This window comes from Neomicrococcus aestuarii (assembly GCF_014201135.1).
In the GTDB taxonomy this organism is placed as follows: Bacteria; Actinomycetota; Actinomycetes; order Actinomycetales; family Micrococcaceae; genus Neomicrococcus; species Neomicrococcus aestuarii.
In genome coordinates this window covers 1,641,763-1,658,126 of the sequence record NZ_JACHDR010000001.1, presented here as the reverse complement: position 1 = coordinate 1,658,126, position 16,364 = coordinate 1,641,763, and the positions used below count along the sequence as shown (strand labels likewise).

16 protein-coding genes and 1 riboswitch are annotated in these 16,364 nt (G+C 59.4%); of the genes, 11 read left to right on the top strand and 5 right to left on the bottom strand.

The genetic code is table 11. From position 1 onward, the window contains the following. Positions 1-38: 38 nt before the first annotated feature. From HD598_RS07415 to accC, 5 genes are all read left to right on the top strand, one after another. A complete protein-coding gene (locus HD598_RS07415; protein ID WP_183664885.1) occupies positions 39-1,223 on the top strand; it encodes an oxygenase MpaB family protein in 1,185 nt (394 codons plus the stop codon). A gap of 81 nt (positions 1,224-1,304) precedes the next feature. Then, positions 1,305-2,681, top strand: a complete 1,377-nt coding sequence (locus HD598_RS07410; protein ID WP_183664883.1) for an NAD-dependent succinate-semialdehyde dehydrogenase — start codon at positions 1,305-1,307, stop codon at positions 2,679-2,681. A 69-nt stretch (positions 2,682-2,750) separates the two neighbouring features. Continuing rightward, the gene (locus HD598_RS07405) at positions 2,751-4,271 is read left to right on the top strand and encodes a pyruvate carboxylase subunit B (RefSeq protein WP_183666714.1); all 1,521 of its coding nucleotides are present in this window, start codon (positions 2,751-2,753) and stop codon (positions 4,269-4,271) included. A gap of 15 nt (positions 4,272-4,286) precedes the next feature. Then, positions 4,287-4,838: an acetyl-CoA carboxylase biotin carboxyl carrier protein gene (gene accB, locus HD598_RS07400; protein ID WP_183664881.1), complete on the top strand. Its 552-nt coding sequence runs from the start codon at positions 4,287-4,289 to the stop codon at positions 4,836-4,838. A 40-nt stretch (positions 4,839-4,878) separates the two neighbouring features. Then, positions 4,879-6,234, top strand: a complete 1,356-nt coding sequence (gene accC, locus HD598_RS07395) for an acetyl-CoA carboxylase biotin carboxylase subunit (protein ID WP_183664879.1) — start codon at positions 4,879-4,881, stop codon at positions 6,232-6,234. A gap of 126 nt (positions 6,235-6,360) precedes the next feature. On the opposite strand, the gene HD598_RS07390 is transcribed toward accC, so the two are convergent. Together HD598_RS07390 and HD598_RS07385 are read right to left on the bottom strand one after the other, a co-directional pair. Next, positions 6,361-7,206 (bottom strand): glycosyltransferase family 2 protein, encoded by an 846-nt coding sequence (locus HD598_RS07390; RefSeq protein WP_071894463.1) that lies wholly within the window; start codon positions 7,204-7,206, stop codon positions 6,361-6,363. A gap of 67 nt (positions 7,207-7,273) precedes the next feature. Beyond that, positions 7,274-8,536, bottom strand: coding sequence for a hypothetical protein (locus tag HD598_RS07385; protein ID WP_183664877.1), 1,263 nt, complete (start codon positions 8,534-8,536; stop codon positions 7,274-7,276). A gap of 158 nt (positions 8,537-8,694) precedes the next feature. Here HD598_RS07385 and HD598_RS07380 point away from each other — a divergent pair, with 158 nt between their 5' ends. The 5 genes from HD598_RS07380 (at position 8,695) to HD598_RS07360 (ending at position 14,396) form a co-directional block, all read left to right on the top strand. Continuing rightward, positions 8,695-9,240 (top strand): peptidylprolyl isomerase, encoded by a 546-nt coding sequence (locus HD598_RS07380; protein ID WP_071894461.1) that lies wholly within the window; start codon positions 8,695-8,697, stop codon positions 9,238-9,240. A gap of 127 nt (positions 9,241-9,367) precedes the next feature. After that, on the top strand, positions 9,368-10,246 hold the full coding sequence (locus HD598_RS07375) for a rhomboid family intramembrane serine protease (protein WP_183664875.1): 879 nt from the start codon (positions 9,368-9,370) through the stop codon (positions 10,244-10,246). Between the two features lie 612 nt (positions 10,247-10,858). Further along, the gene (locus HD598_RS07370) at positions 10,859-12,178 is read left to right on the top strand and encodes an MFS transporter (protein ID WP_183664873.1); all 1,320 of its coding nucleotides are present in this window, start codon (positions 10,859-10,861) and stop codon (positions 12,176-12,178) included. Positions 12,179-12,180: 2 nt separating this feature from the next. Next, positions 12,181-13,224, top strand: coding sequence for a GNAT family N-acetyltransferase (locus HD598_RS13770; protein ID WP_183664871.1), 1,044 nt, complete (start codon positions 12,181-12,183; stop codon positions 13,222-13,224). Further along, positions 13,221-14,396: a PQQ-dependent sugar dehydrogenase gene (locus HD598_RS07360; protein WP_183664869.1), complete on the top strand. Its 1,176-nt coding sequence runs from the start codon at positions 13,221-13,223 to the stop codon at positions 14,394-14,396. The genes HD598_RS13770 and HD598_RS07360 overlap by 4 nt, the downstream gene beginning before the upstream one ends. 52 nt (positions 14,397-14,448) lie before the next feature. On the opposite strand, the gene HD598_RS07355 is transcribed toward HD598_RS07360, so the two are convergent. After that, complete coding sequence (locus HD598_RS07355) at positions 14,449-14,961, bottom strand: DUF3817 domain-containing protein (RefSeq protein ID WP_071894457.1); 513 nt, start codon at positions 14,959-14,961, stop codon at positions 14,449-14,451. A gap of 110 nt (positions 14,962-15,071) precedes the next feature. Continuing rightward, positions 15,072-15,138: riboswitch (guanidine-III (ykkC-III) riboswitch) on the top strand. A gap of 12 nt (positions 15,139-15,150) precedes the next feature. On the opposite strand from HD598_RS07355, the gene HD598_RS07350 reads away from it, so the two are divergent. Then, positions 15,151-15,465 (top strand): DMT family transporter, encoded by a 315-nt coding sequence (locus HD598_RS07350; RefSeq protein ID WP_071894456.1) that lies wholly within the window; start codon positions 15,151-15,153, stop codon positions 15,463-15,465. A gap of 57 nt (positions 15,466-15,522) precedes the next feature. Here HD598_RS07350 and HD598_RS07345 read toward each other — a convergent pair whose 3' ends face one another. Continuing rightward, on the bottom strand, positions 15,523-15,891 hold the full coding sequence (locus tag HD598_RS07345) for a VOC family protein (protein ID WP_260170511.1): 369 nt from the start codon (positions 15,889-15,891) through the stop codon (positions 15,523-15,525). A gap of 14 nt (positions 15,892-15,905) precedes the next feature. Beyond that, positions 15,906-16,262: a cell division protein CrgA gene (locus HD598_RS07340; RefSeq protein ID WP_409366179.1), complete on the bottom strand. Its 357-nt coding sequence runs from the start codon at positions 16,260-16,262 to the stop codon at positions 15,906-15,908. Positions 16,263-16,364: the final 102 nt, after the last annotated feature.

Genomic DNA, 16,364 nt, shown 5'->3' with positions numbered 1-16,364 from the left:
TTTCATGCTGAGGGTTCGCCCATGAAAGGGAGACGACGATGAGTGAAGCACCCGTGAATGCCAACCAGTGGCCCACGCTTCGCGGAGATCGCGATGCGTTCGTAGCTGAGTTCGGTGTTGAACGAGCTGAACGTTTCAACCAGGCATTTTGGGGCACCGACCCAGAGGCCGATGCACTTTTCACGAGCGGACACTCAGTCCGTGAGATCATGACCGGCCTACGGGACGCACTTGCCAGCGGAGAAGTCACTGAAGGCACTCTTCCGGAAATCGCAGCCTTGATCGAAGACATGCGACGCGCCTTTGACGGCATTGATATGGAACGAGTCGAACGCGGACGTTTGGCTTACCTGTCCATCCCACCTCTGTCCCACGGCCTCGCACTCGGCCCGGGATCACTGGTACACACCTACTCGACCCCAGCAATCGCAGATCTTCTGGTGAACACCGGTGAACTGACCGACGGCGCAGTGAAGCGCTTGGCGTACACCACCAACTGGATCTACTCGCTCTTCATTCCGGGCGGACTTGAGCCCGGAGGCAAGGGCTTCGAGCACTCCGGAATGGTCCGCACCATGCACGCTCACGTGCGTCGAGTGCACCAGAACCGTGGGCTGGACTACAGCGCTTGGGGTGCACCCATCAGCCAGTTGGACATGCTCCGTACCTGGCTGAACTTCACGTACATCCCGTACCAGGGACTGCGCACCATGGGCTGGTTCCCGAATGACCAGCAGATTCAGGACATCTTCTACTTGTGGCGCGTGGTTGGCCGCTTGATCGGCATCGATGACGATCTCATGGAAGGCCTCAATGACATTGAGTCTTCCCAGGAAACCTTGGACGCTATTCACTTTGTGGACGGCGAACCCAACAAGGCTTCTCAGGATCTGGTGGACGCACTACGCACCGGCTTCGTGGCGAATGCTCACCGCATCACCAACTTGCCGGAGGAATCACTTCTGGAATGGACGGACGCACACATCCGCATCATTCACGGCGACGAGGTTGCAGACAGCTACAACGTCCCACGTTCGGTAATTCACCCGATTATCGCCTTGAACACGGCGGCCGTCACCGAGCGCTACGACATGCTGCGGGCGAACCCCGAAGCTCTTCAAGCCGAGGTCCAGAAGAACGAAAACATTCTGCTCTCGCTGCTGACTGACGACACCTCCTACAACAAGCAGGACGAGCGCCTCACCGTAAAGGTTCCTGCCTAACCTGCACCCCTTCGGACGGATCTATCCACCGAATCTATCCACCGAAAAAGACTTCACCCTTCTTTGAAAGGACACGTTCCCATGTCACTTGAATACCGAGTCCAAAACCCTGTCACCAACGAAGTTGTTGAAAAGTTCCCCACCGCCACCGACGAAGAGATCAAGCAGGCCGTCGCCGGCGCCGCTGAAGCGTTCAAGACGTGGCGCAACACCACGTTCGCCGAGCGTGCTGAAATCCTCTCCCGAGTCGCCGACCTCTTGCGTGAGCGCAAGGGCGAGCTCGCAGAGATCGCAGCCCTGGAAATGGGCAAGCCAACCCCTGCTGGCGAATGGGAAATCAACTTCTCCGCCGACATCATCCAGTTCTACGCGGATCGCGCCGAAAAGCACTCCGCTGACATCGAAATTGATGACATCACTGGCGGCAAGGCGATCGTCCGCCGTCTTCCATTGGGCCCAATCCTTGGCATCATGCCGTGGAACTACCCCTACTACCAGGTGGCACGCTTCGCTGGCCCTAACCTGATGAACGGCAACACGGTTCTTCTCAAGCACGCCGAGATTTGCCCGAAGTCATCTGCAACATTCGCTCAGATCTTCACCGACGCTGGTCTTCCCGAGGGCGTCTTCACCAACATTTACGCTACCCACGATCAGATTGGAGATGTCATCGATTCGCCAGAGATCCAGGGCGTTTCCTTGACTGGTTCAGAGCGCGCAGGTTCCATCGTGGCTGCACGCGCAGGCAAGGCACTCAAGAAGTGTGTCCTCGAGCTGGGTGGAACGGACGCATACGTCATCCTCGACACGGACAACGTCAAGGAAGCTGCCGCAGAAGCATGGGCCAAGCGCATCGAAAACGTGGGCCAGGCATGTACTTCTAACAAGCGCATGATCGTCATGGAAGACATCTATGACGAGTTTGTGGATGCGATGGTGCAGATCGCCGAGTCCTACAAGCAGGGTGAACCGCAGAAGGCTGGCGCCAACGAGTTCTACCCGCTCTCGAGCCGCGGTGCTGCTGAGAACCTTGACGATCAGGTCAAGCGTGCCGTTTCTGCCGGCGCCAACTTGCGTACCGGCGGCGAGCTGCTGGAGCAGGGCGCGTACTTCACGCCGGCCGTGTTGACGGACGTTCCTGTGGGTTCGGAGTCCTTCTACGAAGAATTCTTCGGTCCAGTGGCCGAGATCTACAAGGCAAGCTCGGAGCAAGAAGCGATCGACCTGGCCAACAACTCCCGCTACGGACTCGGCGGAGCCGTGTTCTCGCAGGACGTGGACCGTGCCAAGAACGTGGCAGCTCAGATCGACACCGGAATGGTGCACGTGAACTTGGGTCAGGCGTTCAGCCCGGCCCTGCCATTCGGCGGAATCAAACGCTCAGGCTTTGGCCGTGAGCTCTCTGTTCTTGCCATGGACGAGTTCGTGAACAAGCAGACCTTCTACGTCAACGATTAGTCAATTGTGAGCGCTGGCCGTGTCCTCACGGGCACGGCCAGCGCACTGAAGAAAACCGGAGCCAAACAAATGGTGAGTATGGAATCAATCGCATCTGTGATGAGCCTAGGAGGACGACCTCCTGGAAGCCGCCGAGAAATCAAAGTCATCGACACAACTCTTCGAGACGCACATCAGAGCATCTGGGCTACCCGCATGCGCACTGATCACATGCTGTCTATGATCGATGACTTCAATGGCGCAGGTTTCGAACAGGTCGACTTGATGGCCCCCATCCAGTTCGACGTCTCCGTGCGTTACTTGAAAGAAGACCCGTGGGAGCGCGTGCGTCAGATCAGCCGCCGCCTCCCCAACTCCAAAGTTCGAGCACTCATTCGCTCGAGGAACCTCGCAGCTTTCGACTTCCTTCCACACGATGTCATCGACGCGTGGGTTGATCGCCTCGTCGCCAACGGCGTGAAGGTCATTGGTGCCTTTGACGGCCTCAACGACATCGACAACATCTCTCGAGCCTTGGTTCGCGCGAAAGAGCACGGCGTGGAAACGTTCGGCGCCGTCTCTTTCTGCGAAAGCCCGGTGCACACGGACGAGCTCTTTGTAGCGAAGGCTCAAGAGCTGATCGAAAAGGCTGACGTCGACGCCATCATGCTCAAAGACGCTGGCGGTCTGCTGACCCCGGACCGTATCCGCACGCTGGTCCCCGCACTGAAGTCAGTCATGGGAGACCGCGTTCTTGAAGTTCACACGCACAGCCTTACGGGCCTTGCGCCACTGGTGTGCTTGGAAGCTGTAGAGCTTGGCGCGGACGCCATCCACCTCTCGGTTGCGCCGCTGTCCTCGGGCAACGGGCAGCCGTCCACCCAGAGCGTGGTCCGTGACCTTCGCGCTCTTGGCTATGTCGTGAACGTGGATGACGAGCGCGTCGACGCTATCAGCAACCGCATCCGCGAGATCGCCGAAGAAGAGGGCAAGCCTTTGGGCGAGCCCGTTGAGTACAACGGCTTGCACTACATGCACCAGACTCCAGGCGGCATGCTCTCCAACTTCAAGTCTCAGTTGGAAACCGCTGGCCTCTCGGATCGTTACGACGAGCTGCTCCACGAAGTAGCTCGCGTGCGTAAAGAGCTCGCGTACCCCATCATGATCACCCCGTTCGCACAGTTTGTGGGAACGCAGGCCGTGATGAACGTGATGGCCGGGGAGCGCTACAAGGTGGTCCCTAACGAAATCAAGAAATACGTTCTGGGCTACTACGGAACCCTGTTGGCGGAGATCGAACCGGAATTGCGGGAGAAGATCATCGCTAACGGCGCCTCGGACATCCGTTTGGAGCCTTCAGAACCAGCCCCCATGTTGCCTTCGCTTCAAGAGCGCTATCCGGACGAGGACCTCGACACCTGGCTGCTTCGCGCCCAGTTTGCCGGTTCCCAGGTGGACGAAATGAAGAAGACGGTGGCAGAAGGCGGCAACGCGGACGAAATTCCGCAGCCCTACTTTGGCCTCATCAAGGCTCTCTACGAGAAGAGCGAAGACGGCCAACAACATCTCAAGTTCGGTGATCTGGCGATTTCGCTGGACAAAAGCAAGTAGTAAGGAAGAAGTTCAATGACTAAGCCAGACATGAAAGAAATCAAGGCAATCGTCGACTGGGTCAACGCCACGGAAAACATTCGTGAGCTCTCCCTTAAGGTCGGCGAGGTGGATCTTTTCATCTCGAAGAACCGCGAACGCAACGCGGCGTCGTCGTCCGCCCCAGTAGCTCCCGTAGCTCCAGCACCCGCCGCAGCACCGGCCCCAGAAGCAGCCCCCGTAGCCGCACCAGCGCCTGCAGCGCCAGCGGCTCCAGCCCCAGCCGCGGCCCCCGCGCCACAGCCGGCCGCCGCAGCGAGTGCAGCATCGGACGAGCCCGCCGCGGACGAAGTCGTCATCAAGGCCCCCATGGTCGGCGTGTTCTACGCTTCCCCGCAGCCGGGCTCCCCGGCCTTCGTCTCCGTGGGTGACACGGTCGCCGAGGATACGGTTCTCGGCATCGTCGAGGTCATGAAGCTCATGAACAACATTGAGGCGAAGGTCTCCGGCGAAATTGTGAAGATCCTGGTGGAGAACGAGCAGGCCGTCCAGTTTGGTCAGCCGCTCATGATCATCAAGCAGTCTTAACAAGTTCGCTGCGCTACCTACCAAGAAATGAGGTCACACGATGGCTGAACCCCTCAAGAGCGTGCTCATCGCCAATCGCGGCGAAATCGCGCTCCGCGTGATCCGCGCGTGTAAAGAACTGGGAATCCGGAGCATCCTCGCCCATTCGGAAGCGGACGCTGATTCCTTGCCAGCGAAGCTCGCTGACCAGGCCGTATGCATCGGCCCGGCTCAGGCCAAGTGGAGCTACCGCGATTCAACCGCCGTCATCAGCGCTGCACAGGCGTTCAAAGCTGACGCGATTCACCCGGGCTACGGATTCTTGTCCGAGAACCCTGATTTCGCGGCCTTGTGCGAGGCCGAGGGCGTGGGCTTTGTGGGTCCATCGTCGACGATTATTCGTTCGATGGGTGACAAGATCGAGGCGAAGAAGATCGCTCGCCGGGCCGGTGTTCCTACGGTTCCTGGGTCTGACGGCGCGGTCTCTGAGTTTGCAGAAGCCCTGGCGATTGCCAAAGAGGTCGGTTATCCACTGTTGATCAAGGCTGCCGCCGGCGGTGGCGGTCGCGGTATGCGCGTGGTGGAGCGGGAGGAAACGCTCGAGAAGGATCTCAACGAGATCATGTCTGAGGCTGAGGTCGCTTTCGGCGATCCGTCCGTGTACATCGAGCGGTACCTCACGGACATCCGCCACATCGAGATTCAGGTGATTTCCGACGGCGTGACCACTTTGCATTTGGGTGAGCGAGACTGCACTGCGCAGCGTCGCAACCAGAAGCTCGTGGAGGAATCTCCGTCACCGGTGTTGGATGAAGAGTTGCGTCGCGGCCTGAACGAAGCTGCTGTGGCACTGTGCAAGGAGGTTGGCTACGTCAACGCCGGCACGGTGGAGTTCGTTTTCGACAACACCGAGCGCAAGTACTACTTCATCGAAATGAATACGCGTATTCAGGTGGAGCACCCGGTCTCTGAAATGGTGACGGGCATCGACTTGATCAAGGCTCAGTTGTTGATTGCTGGCGGTCAGCCTCTCGATATTCGTCAAGAGGACATCGCTATCAATGGTCACGCGATTGAGTGCCGTATCAACGCGGAGAATCCTGATCAGGGATTCGCGCCGAGCCCGGGCACCATCACGAACTTCCGTGCCCCTGGTGGCTTTGGAATCCGTATGGATACGCACATTGAGACCGGTTACGCGATCCCGCCGTACTACGACTCCATGGTGGGCAAGCTGATTTGCTGGGGCCGGGACCGCGATGAAGCGATCACGCGTTCGTTGCGCGCGCTCGAGGAAATGGTGGTGGAAGGCGTTACCACCACCGCATCCTTCCAGGCCGAAATTCTCAATAGCGAGCAGTTCCGCAGCGGCGATTTCAACACCGGTTTCGTCGCCAAGTTCATGACCACCCGCTAAAGGTACAAAGACTGTGCGCCTGACTAGACGTTCCTAGTCAGGCGCACTTTTTGTTTAAGAATTTAGTACGACGACGCAGCTTGCGTGAGTGCGCCAGTCACCGTGTGCTGGGCACCGGTTGAGGGGCTAGATTCCGCCGCGGACGGTGGCTTGGCCCTTTCGTGCGGTGTGCAAGTAGCGAAGGACCTTCGCCGGGTAGTAGACGGACATGAAGATCAGCATGGGAACGCGCAGGACGCGTTCGGTGATCTGGTGTGCGCTGTACGTGCGATCAAAACGGTTCACGTAGTAGCGGTAATCCTTGGGGGAGTCCTCGAGGCGTCGCGCGGACATGCCAGAGACCATGGCCGGCACGTATCGGATGAGGAGATTGTTCTCCGCCAAGTGCAAGGAAACGTCGATGTCTTCGTGCATGAGGTCTTCTTCATCGCGGCACACTTGGTCCTTGATGATCTCCCATGCGCTCTTGCGTACGGCCATGTTGGAGCCGAAGAGGAAGTGGTATTGCTTGCGTGCCAGCTTCAGGACCAGCTGACGCATCTTGTCATCGGCTTTGAGGCCGAAGCGCCGCAGTGGCATGTCGTAGTAGACCACGGGTCCGGTGGCAGCCATGACGTCAGGATCTGTAAAAGCCTCGGAGACGCGTTCCACCCAGTCGGGTTCAATGATGGAGTCGGCGTCAATGCGACCCAGAACATCACCGGTGGCAAGTCCCAAGCCGTGGTTTCGGGTAGGAACAAGTCCCTGCTCCGAATCCTGGGTGGCCAGAATAATGTTCGACTCGGGATACTCCTGCTGCATATGCCGGACAATCTCGGCGGTGGAGTCCTTGGACATGTTGTCCACCACGATGATTTCGTGTGCAGGGACGCTCTGATAGATCGCTGCTACGAGGCACTGCCTAATGCAGCTCTCTTCGTTATACGCGGGGATGACGATCGATACTGATGGAGTTTGCGGCACTCCCTCAATCTAACAGCGTAAAGGTGTAGGCCCGCGCCGAAACGGCACGGACCTACACAATCAGTACAACTCGACGCTAGTTCGAGGGGTGCTTTTTGATATTCGGAGCAACATCCTTCGGCGTGATGACCGAGTGGCTCTTGGTATCAGCGGAGTCGTTATCCTCAGAAACAGTGTTCGAGTCAGAGGCGTTAGCGCTCGCAAGGTCGCGGTAGATCGGTGAATCGTCTTCTTCGGAGGTTGGCGTGAGGCCAGCCTCGGCGTTCAGATCCGGATCTTCGGCACCTTCTAGGGCTTCGTCAATGGGTGCCGAACGCGTGATTTCGTCGTCGTTCTCCACGGGCTCAGCTGCTCCCAAACGAGTGACGGGCTCGGAAGCTACGTCGTCGTTCTTCTCGTCAGCAGCAACCGCAACGGCGGCAACTGGCTGAACTGGAGCGGATGCTGCGGGAGCTGCCGGGGCAGACTCTGCAATGACGTCCTTGACCTCAGCTGGCGTAGCTTCCTTGACGGGAGCTGGAGCCGTTGCTGGGACTGGAGCTGCGTTGAGCGGTGCGGGAGTCTTCCACGGATCCTCAACGGGACGGGAAGCGCGCCAAGCGGCAGCGCCAGCGGCGGCACCTGCGGCAACGACGCCGAAGATGAGCCAGCCCTTACGGCGCTTCTGCTGAGCGTTGGAGCGGTTCAACTGGCGAGCTGCTTCGCGAGCGGCCTGCGAAGCTGCCTTCTGAGCACGCTTCACGGTGCGCTTGTCGCCACTGATCTTGGTCACGAGCGTCTCGACGCCGGCCGGAACCTGAACGTTGTCAATCTTCTTCGCGGCGTCAGAGGCTGCGTGGGACAACTTCTGCGATGCGGCAGGCAAGTATTCCTTCTCAACCTTGGCGCGAGCGGAGTCAACGTGAGGCTGCACGTCCGAAGCAATCTTATGCGCTTGCTCCTGGACCTTGGAAATACCCTGCTGAAGCAAAGGGGAAACAGCGGCGATACCAGCAGCCAGCTCGTCAGCAACCTTGTGGATGCTGTCCTGAACCTTAGGTGAGGCGGTCTCAATGCCTGCGTTCAAGCGGTGCACAGCGTCGTCAACCTTAGGCGCTGCCCACTCCTTGGCCTGATCGACCTTGGGCGTAGCCCAATCCTTCGCGTGGTCCACCTTGGGGGTTGCCCACTCGCGAGCGGAATCCACCTTAGGGGCCGCCCATTCGCGAGCGTGGTCCACGGCTTCTTTTGCCTGACCTACGGCTTGATCAACCTTTGGTTGAGCCCATTCGCGAGCCTGATCAACAGACTGATTCACTGCCGCGCCCAGATCCTGGGAGTTGCGGTTCTTTTTACCCATCAAGGCCTCCGAAGTTAGTGAACTTACAGTTTCACCTTACGTTCCGGCCGCCCCAATTTCTACGCAAACACTGCCCGCCGTGGATATCTTGGCCTTTTGTTCACTGTGCGCGTAGCCAAGAACATGAGTTGTGGGCTGAGGAATGAAAGAATAAGGCCATGACTGCATTTCCTACGCACAAGGCGACCATCCACACCACCCTCGGCGACATCGAGGTTGACCTCTTCGGTAACCACGCCCCGAAGACCGTGAAGAACTTCATTGGTCTTTCCACCGGCGAGCAGACCTGGGTTCACCCACAGACCGGCGAAGAGCAAGTAAAGACCCCGTTGTACAACGGCACCATCTTCCACCGCATCATCGCTGACTTCATGATTCAGGGCGGCGATCCCCTGGGCCAGGGCATCGGCGGACCGGGCTACAAGTTCGACGACGAAATCAACCCAGACTTGAACTTCAACGAGCCTTACAAGCTCGCCATGGCAAACGCTGGCATCCAGATGGGCCGCGGCACCAACGGTTCGCAGTTCTTCATCACCTCCGTTCCCACCACCTGGTTGCAGGGCAAGCACACCATCTTCGGTGAGGTCACTGACCCAGCTTCCCGCGAAATCGTGGACCAGCTCAACGGTGTTGCAACGGACATGCGTGACCGTCCCCTCGAGGATGTTGTCATCAACTCCATCGATATCGTCGAGCTCTAAAGTCAGCTGACGGCGAGTCATTCGCATTTCCTTGTGGTGTAGGAAACCCCGGTAGGGCCGCCTAGTGCGCCCCCTGCCGGGTTTTCCTCATTTCCACCCCCATTTCCTCGAAGAATTCGGAGCCACCGTGTCCTACGATCCGCCGAACTATGGCGTTCAATCCACCCCGGAGCCGGAAGCCGTCCCGGTGTGCCCACGGCACCCGGACCGCGTCTCCTACGTGCGGTGCCAACGGTGCGGTCGGCCCACCTGTGGTGAATGCCAGCGCCCAGCAGCTGTAGGTATCCAGTGCGTGGATTGCGTGGCGGAAGCTCAGCGCGCCATGCCCACCCAGCGCACGGCCCTCGGCGGAAAGGTTCGTGCTGGCGTTCCTCTCGTGACGTACGCGATCATCGGCGCCACAGCCCTTGCCTTCTTGTTGCAGTTCATCCTGCCCAGCTTTGACACGTCGTTGCTCTACGCGGGAATTCTCACTGGTTCCGAGCCCTGGCGCATGCTGACCTCCGCGCTGCTGCACTCGCAGAGCATGATCTTCCACATCCTGTTCAACATGTATTTGTTGTACGCGATCGGCGGCATGCTGGAACCGCTCTTGGGTCGGGCGCGCTTCTTGGCGCTATACGTGCTTTCGGCGATCGGCGGCTCCGTGGCGGTGCTGTGGCTGGAGGATCCTCGGGTTGCTGTCATCGGTGCTTCCGGTGCTGTCTTCGGCCTGTTCGGTGCGTTGCTGGTGATTATGCGGCAACGACGCGTGAACTACACCGGCATCCTCATCACGGTGGCCATCAACCTGGTGCTGGGCTTTATCCCAGGATTCAATATCTCGTGGCAAGCCCACGTCGGTGGACTGTTGGTGGGCCTCGCGCTCGGTGCCGTCTTCGCCTATGCACCGGCGGGTCCACGCCGAGCCACGATTCAGTGGGCCGGCGTTGCGGTAGTGACAGCGGTCCTCGGCGTACTGACTTACTTGGGGTGGATGACGATCGCGGAGCGCTTCATCGGCTAATCGTCCACACCCACTGAAGACACCCTGAGGGGCCCACTGCAGATCGCCTGCGGTGGGCCCCTCAACTTATCCACACAACTTATCCACAATGTTAAGAACTCACAAGAATGTAATTTCGCCACAGTTTTCGGGGCTTAAGTGCGCCGACTCACAAGCTGCTGGTTCAAAAATTCCCTAGACACAGCGGTTTCCCCAGAGCTGTGGATTCAATCACGAAATTCTGGACAGCTTTTCCTTTCAGACTATCCACTGCCTGTGGATAACTCGGTTGTTCACAGGCAGTGGATAGACCGGTGTGGAAAATCGAGGGTGGATAACTTTCGGGTCATACCCCTGAAAATCCGCCAAAAAGCACTTAAAACATGCGGATGTGGACAACCGCGGAAGCTTATCCACAGGGGTTGTCCACATTGTCGATAAGTTACACACGTGTGATTAGGGGGGTGTTAATAACCTCGCATCCCTGTGGATACGCGGGATTAGAACACAGTTACGCACACTTCCATCCCCAGCTGTGGATAACCTTCGTGCACACGCTGTGCGTTAACCCCAGTTCACACACCTAGATGAACGCTGCAACGAGTGATTAAAACGCAGCCGATTCTCCCTAGGATGGCTGGTGTGAAACCCGTAGGCCGCTATGCATTCTTGATCGTCGCCGTCACCTTGTTGGCCCTCGTTGCCGGCGCGGCCTTTCGATCCACTACTGGCGCGCTCTTTGAACCGCTCGAGGACGAGTTCGGCTGGTCCAGAACCGGCACCTCCGGCGCCGTGACGGCGAACCTGGTCCTCTACGGACTCACGGCTCCCTTCGCCGCTGCAGCCATGGAAAAGTTTGGCGTCAAGCGCGTGGTGATCACGGGCCTTGCCGCTGTCGCGATCGGAGCCGGCCTCACCACGGTGATGACCAGCCTGTGGCAACTGTGGGTGTTGTGGGGCGTTTTCATCGGGGTGGGTACCGGCGTCATGGCGCTTGTTTTCGGCGCGGTGGTGGCCCAGCGCTGGTTCCACACACATCGCGGCTTGGTCATGGGCATCTTCTCTGGCGCCAACGCGTGTGGACAACTGATCTTCTTGCCCCTGATTGTTCAGCTTGCCGAAGGTCCGGGATGGCGCACGGCAGCGCTCGCTACGGCAGCCGTCGCGGCCCTCGTGATCCCGCTTTTCTTGATATGTTTCCGTGATCGACCCCAGGACATGGGCCGTTTGCCGTATGGCGCACCCCCAGAAATTCAGGACGACGCCGCAGCTTCCACCCCAGCGCAGCCTTCCACTTCTGGCACGGCCTCGGCGCCGCGACCCACGTGGAAACTCGCGATCGACGTGCTGGTGGAGGCGTCGAGATCGCGCGCGTTCTGGATCCTGGTCTTTACGTTCTTTGTGTGTGGTTGGTCCACGAACGGACTCATTCAGACGCACTTCATCCCGGCCGCGCACGATCACGGCATGCCAGCGACCACGGCCGCGAGCTTGCTCGCGCTGATCGGTATCTTCGACGTCATCGGAACCGTGCTCTCCGGCTGGCTCACGGACAAGGTCAACCCGGCCGTCCTGTTGATGGTCTATTACTCGTTGCGAGGGCTCTCGCTGGTCTTCCTCAACATGATGCTGGCTCCGCACATCGAACCACCTCTGTGGGTGTTTGTGGTGTTCTACGGTTTGGACTGGGTGGCCACTGTCCCGCCTACCGTGGCGCTGTGCCGCACGTACTTTGGTGCAGAAAAGGCTGGAATTGTCTTTGGTTGGGTGTTCGCTAGTCATATGATCGGAGCAGGCATTGCCTCGGTTAGCGCTGGCATTATCCGGGATACCACCGGCTCCTACCTCTTAGCGTGGCTGAGCGCGGCGCTCTTGTGTGGGGTGGCAGCGGTTTCCTTGTGGGGGATCCGGAAGCAGCCCGTGCGGGAAAACGAAGCTGCAATGAAGGGATAACCGTGGTGAACCCCGCCAATGCTCATATGGTGCGACTTCCCATCTCCAAGGCCGATCTTGGCGAGTGGACGCGATTGGTCAACGCCATCGCGGACTTTGACCAGACTGGGGAAAAGTACACGCCCACCTTGCTCGAAGAGGAGCTGGAGGCCCCGGGCGTTGATCAGGACCTAGATACTCTGGCAATCTTTGACGGTGATCGCATGGTGGCGTACGGGCAATTGCAGGTCACGGACGGCCTGCGGGATGGCTACGCGAAGGCGATTTTCGGTGGGGGCGTGGATCCGGTGTATCGCCGGCGAGGACTGGGCGCGGAAGTGATCGCCTGGCTGTTCAAACGCGGCAGCGCCAAAGCCGCCGAGAAGCACCCCGGGATCCCCACGCTGGCCAGCATGTGGATCCACCACCCGGGCAGTGTGGATGAAATCCTGGCCCTCAACAACGGTTTTGTGCGGGCTCGCTATTTCGCGGACATGAGCTTGAACTTCGACGTGTGGGAGCCGCCCGCAGGCTTTGAAATCGGCGCCCCGCCACGGCCGGATGCTCGCGCGGTGGAGTTCCTCCCAAAACAGCACGGTGAAGCGACCCGGCACGCCCACAATGAGGCGTTCGCCGACCACTGGGGTTCAACCTCGCGCACCAAGGAAAATTGGGAATCGGTAGTGTTGGGATCCGTGGCGTTCCGGCCGCAGCTCTCCCGCATCGCCATCAAACCCGAACTTTCAACGGAGCTTTCAACCGAGCTTTCAACGGACAATCCGGACGCTGTGCTTCCCGATGACGCTGTGGACGCGTACGTTCTGGCGACCGAGTATCAGGACAAAGAGCTCTACATTTCCACGGTTGGCACGCGGCGCCGCGCTCGAGGGAAAGGCCTAGCCACCGAGCTCTTGGTGGAATCGCTCAAGCAAGCTCAGCGCGAAGGTTTCGTGAAAGCCGAGCTCGGCGTAGATTCGGCCAGCCCCACAGGCGCGAACGCCATTTACGCGCGCATCGGGTTCCGCGTCGTGCGGACCTCGGTCGTGATGGAACGGCTGCTGACATGACCTCGCGGCGCGGTTTCCTGATTTCGGCGGCTGCCCTTGCCGTCGCCGGTCAGACCGCGTGTGTCCCGAACGCAGGGACGGGTTCGCAAGCTGCGTCGTCGTCCGGGCAAATTTCCAGTACGACGACGCAGGCTTCCGCGCCGTCCGCGACTTTCGCGGCGCCGTTGGTACCGCAAGCACCGCGGGTGGCGCTCGAAGGGTTGAACTCGCCCTGGCAGATCGCGTTTCTGCCCGATGATTCGGGTGAGACGGGGAACCGTTCCGCGCTCATTACGAGCCGCGATACGGGCGTGGTGTACCGGGCTGATGTGCCTCTGGAGGCGTCGGAGGCTGCGAGCCTGAGCGAGTTCGCGCAGGTGCCGGACGTGTATCACGGGGGTGAAGGCGGGCTCTTGGGCCTGGCCTTGGCGCCGGGATTCTATGACTCACCTCGAGCCTACGTTTACCGCAGCGCGCAAAGCGGAAATCAGCTCCTGACCACCACAGACTTCAAGGACTTCGAGGTGCTCGTCGGGGATATTCCGCGCGGGCGAATCCACAATGGGGGACGGCTCGCGTGGGGTCTGGACGATTCCCTATTCGTGGGAACCGGCGACGCCGGGCAGGCAGAGAATGCGCAAAACCCCAACAGCTGGGGCGGAAAAATTCTCCGTGTGGCGATCGATCCGAACACCGGCAAGCCCCAGCCTGTGGAGATCTACAGTTTTGGGCACCGCAACGTCCAGGGGATCGCGTTTACGAGTTCGAACCAGATGTGGGCGACGGAGCTAGGGCCGGATCGGAACGACGAACTGCAACGTATCGTCAAAGGCGGAAACTACGGTTGGCCAGCGGTGACCGGTTATGACATCACCGCGCTGGACGGTGTCACGACGCGTCCTGCGCAGCACGTGTGGGAATCCACCGCGGACGCGTCGCCGTCGGGGCTGGCGATTTTCCAGAACACCGCGTTCGTGGCTTCGCTTCGCGGTCAACGGCTGTGGATTGTGAGCTTGCCGCAAGGGTCTACGGAGGCCGAGGAGCTGGCGCCGGGACCGTTGCCGCAACTGGATCCCCCGGAATTCCACGGGAGCAGGCTGCGGGATGTGGCGGTGACCCAGGACGGCCAGCAGCTGTGGATCATCACCGATGAAGGCGAGTCCTCCAAGCTTTTGGTGTGTGACTTGGGCTAGATGATGAACCGCCCAGCCCAGAGCCGGGCCAGCTAACCTAAAGCCGGGCCGGTTAGCCCTTTGGGATCGGAGGGCCCAGCATGATGAGAACGCTGGCAAGAACGGCCACAAAGACGATTCCCGCGAGGATCGCCAACAGGGGGCGTCGCAAGCACCACGCTTGCACGTTTTCCACAAAGCCCTGGGGTGCGTCTCCGCCGGGAGCCAAGCGCCATCCGCCTTCAAGAAGGCCCTTGCGCAGCATGGAGCGTTCAAAGGGAAGCGTCGCGAACGGGATGATGGCTGATACCAAGCCCAGCACGCCGCGGCCGAAGGACCACTTCTGGTTCACCCACACGAACACGGTCACCACGCAATAGGACAAGAACACCACGCCGTGGATCGTGCCGAAAACGGGAACGAAAGCTTCGGAAACGCCCGAGTACTTCAGCACCATGCCAAGGATCAACAGCGCCCACGTCACCATTTCGGCGGCGGCAACCAGCCCGTAGATTTTCTTGGGAGTCCAGCTGCTTGCGGAGCTGGTTGAGTCGGCAGAGCCGGTGGGGGCATGAACGTCAGTCACGATTTTCCTCTGGTAGGTAACTCCTCAAGTTTACCTTGGGTCCCTCAGCCGTGATTGCTCAAAGCATCCATCGAATGGTTGATCTTGCGGGGTTGGTGCTATCTTCGTGAAGTCGGACCCGCGAAGGGTCCGCCGGACGAGGGAGCCGTACCCGGATCGCGACAAGACGGCCACGAAGGATGATGTCCCGTGTCTTGGATCGTACTGATTTTCTCCGGAATGCTGGAAGCCGTCTGGGCGGTATCGCTCGGAAAATCCGAAGGCTTCACCAAACTCTGGCCCACCGTCTTCTTCGGCGTCGCCATCGTCATGTCCATGCTGGGCCTCGCCTACGCGATGCGAGAGATCTCGATCGGGACCGCGTACGCGGTCTGGGTAGGGATCGGCGCTGCACTGACGGTCGCTTATGGCATGTTCTTCGGCGGGGAATCAATCTCCCTGCTGAAAATTCTGCTGCTTACGGGGCTGATCGGATGCGTTGTGGGACTAAAGTTCGTCGAATAACGCAAGCCGCGGCGTCGTAATCAAAAAATCTGTAGCGACGCCGCAGCCTTAACGGTTCTAGTCCTGGTGCAACTGAACGAAATTGCCCACGGTGTCATTGAGGATCGCGGAAATGCTGCCGTCCGGGCCCTCTTGCGGTTCTTGGTTAAAGACGACGCCGAGGCTCACCAAACGCTCGTATTCTTCCTGAACGCTGGACACACCAAAGACGATCATGGCGTGGCCCTCCTGGTGAAGGCCCTCCATGTACGCCTTGGCGAGCGGGTGATCGCTCGGCTCCAGCAGCAGGCCAGCCTTGTCCGCAGGGTCCTTGGACTTCACGATGAACAAGTTGTACTCCGGCATGGCCATGAGGGTTTCAAAACCCAGAATGTCCGTGTAGAAAGCGTGAGCCTTCGCGGGGTCCGTGACGTGAATGGATGTCATTTTGATGCGCATTGCTACCTCCAACGAGTGGTCATGAAGAAGCCCACCATCGCGATGCCGAAGCCAATGAAGATGTTCCAGCCACCAATGCCTGGAATCGGGAAGAGGCCGCCGCCGAGGTAGTAGACGATGATCCAGAGAAGGCCCAAAATCATGAGGCCAAACATGATGACCTTGTACCACGTAGGAGAAGGCGCATTCTTCTTGGCTTCACGTGCTGCGCGGCGGGCGGCACGGAGCTCCGGCTCCTTCTCCTTCGCAAGCTTGCGTTCGGCCTCGCGAGCGGGATTACCCTTCTCGTGGCTCGACACCGAGTGAGAGTCGTGATTCTTCTTGGATTCGGGCACTAGAACTCCTGCAGTCTGGGACACGCCGGTAGCGTCAATCAACAAACTCCAGTCTAACGAGTAGACCAGCGACTCCCGCCGTGCTTTCAGGGACGGGGGATAACCTTCGAGGGATAACCTAGTGAA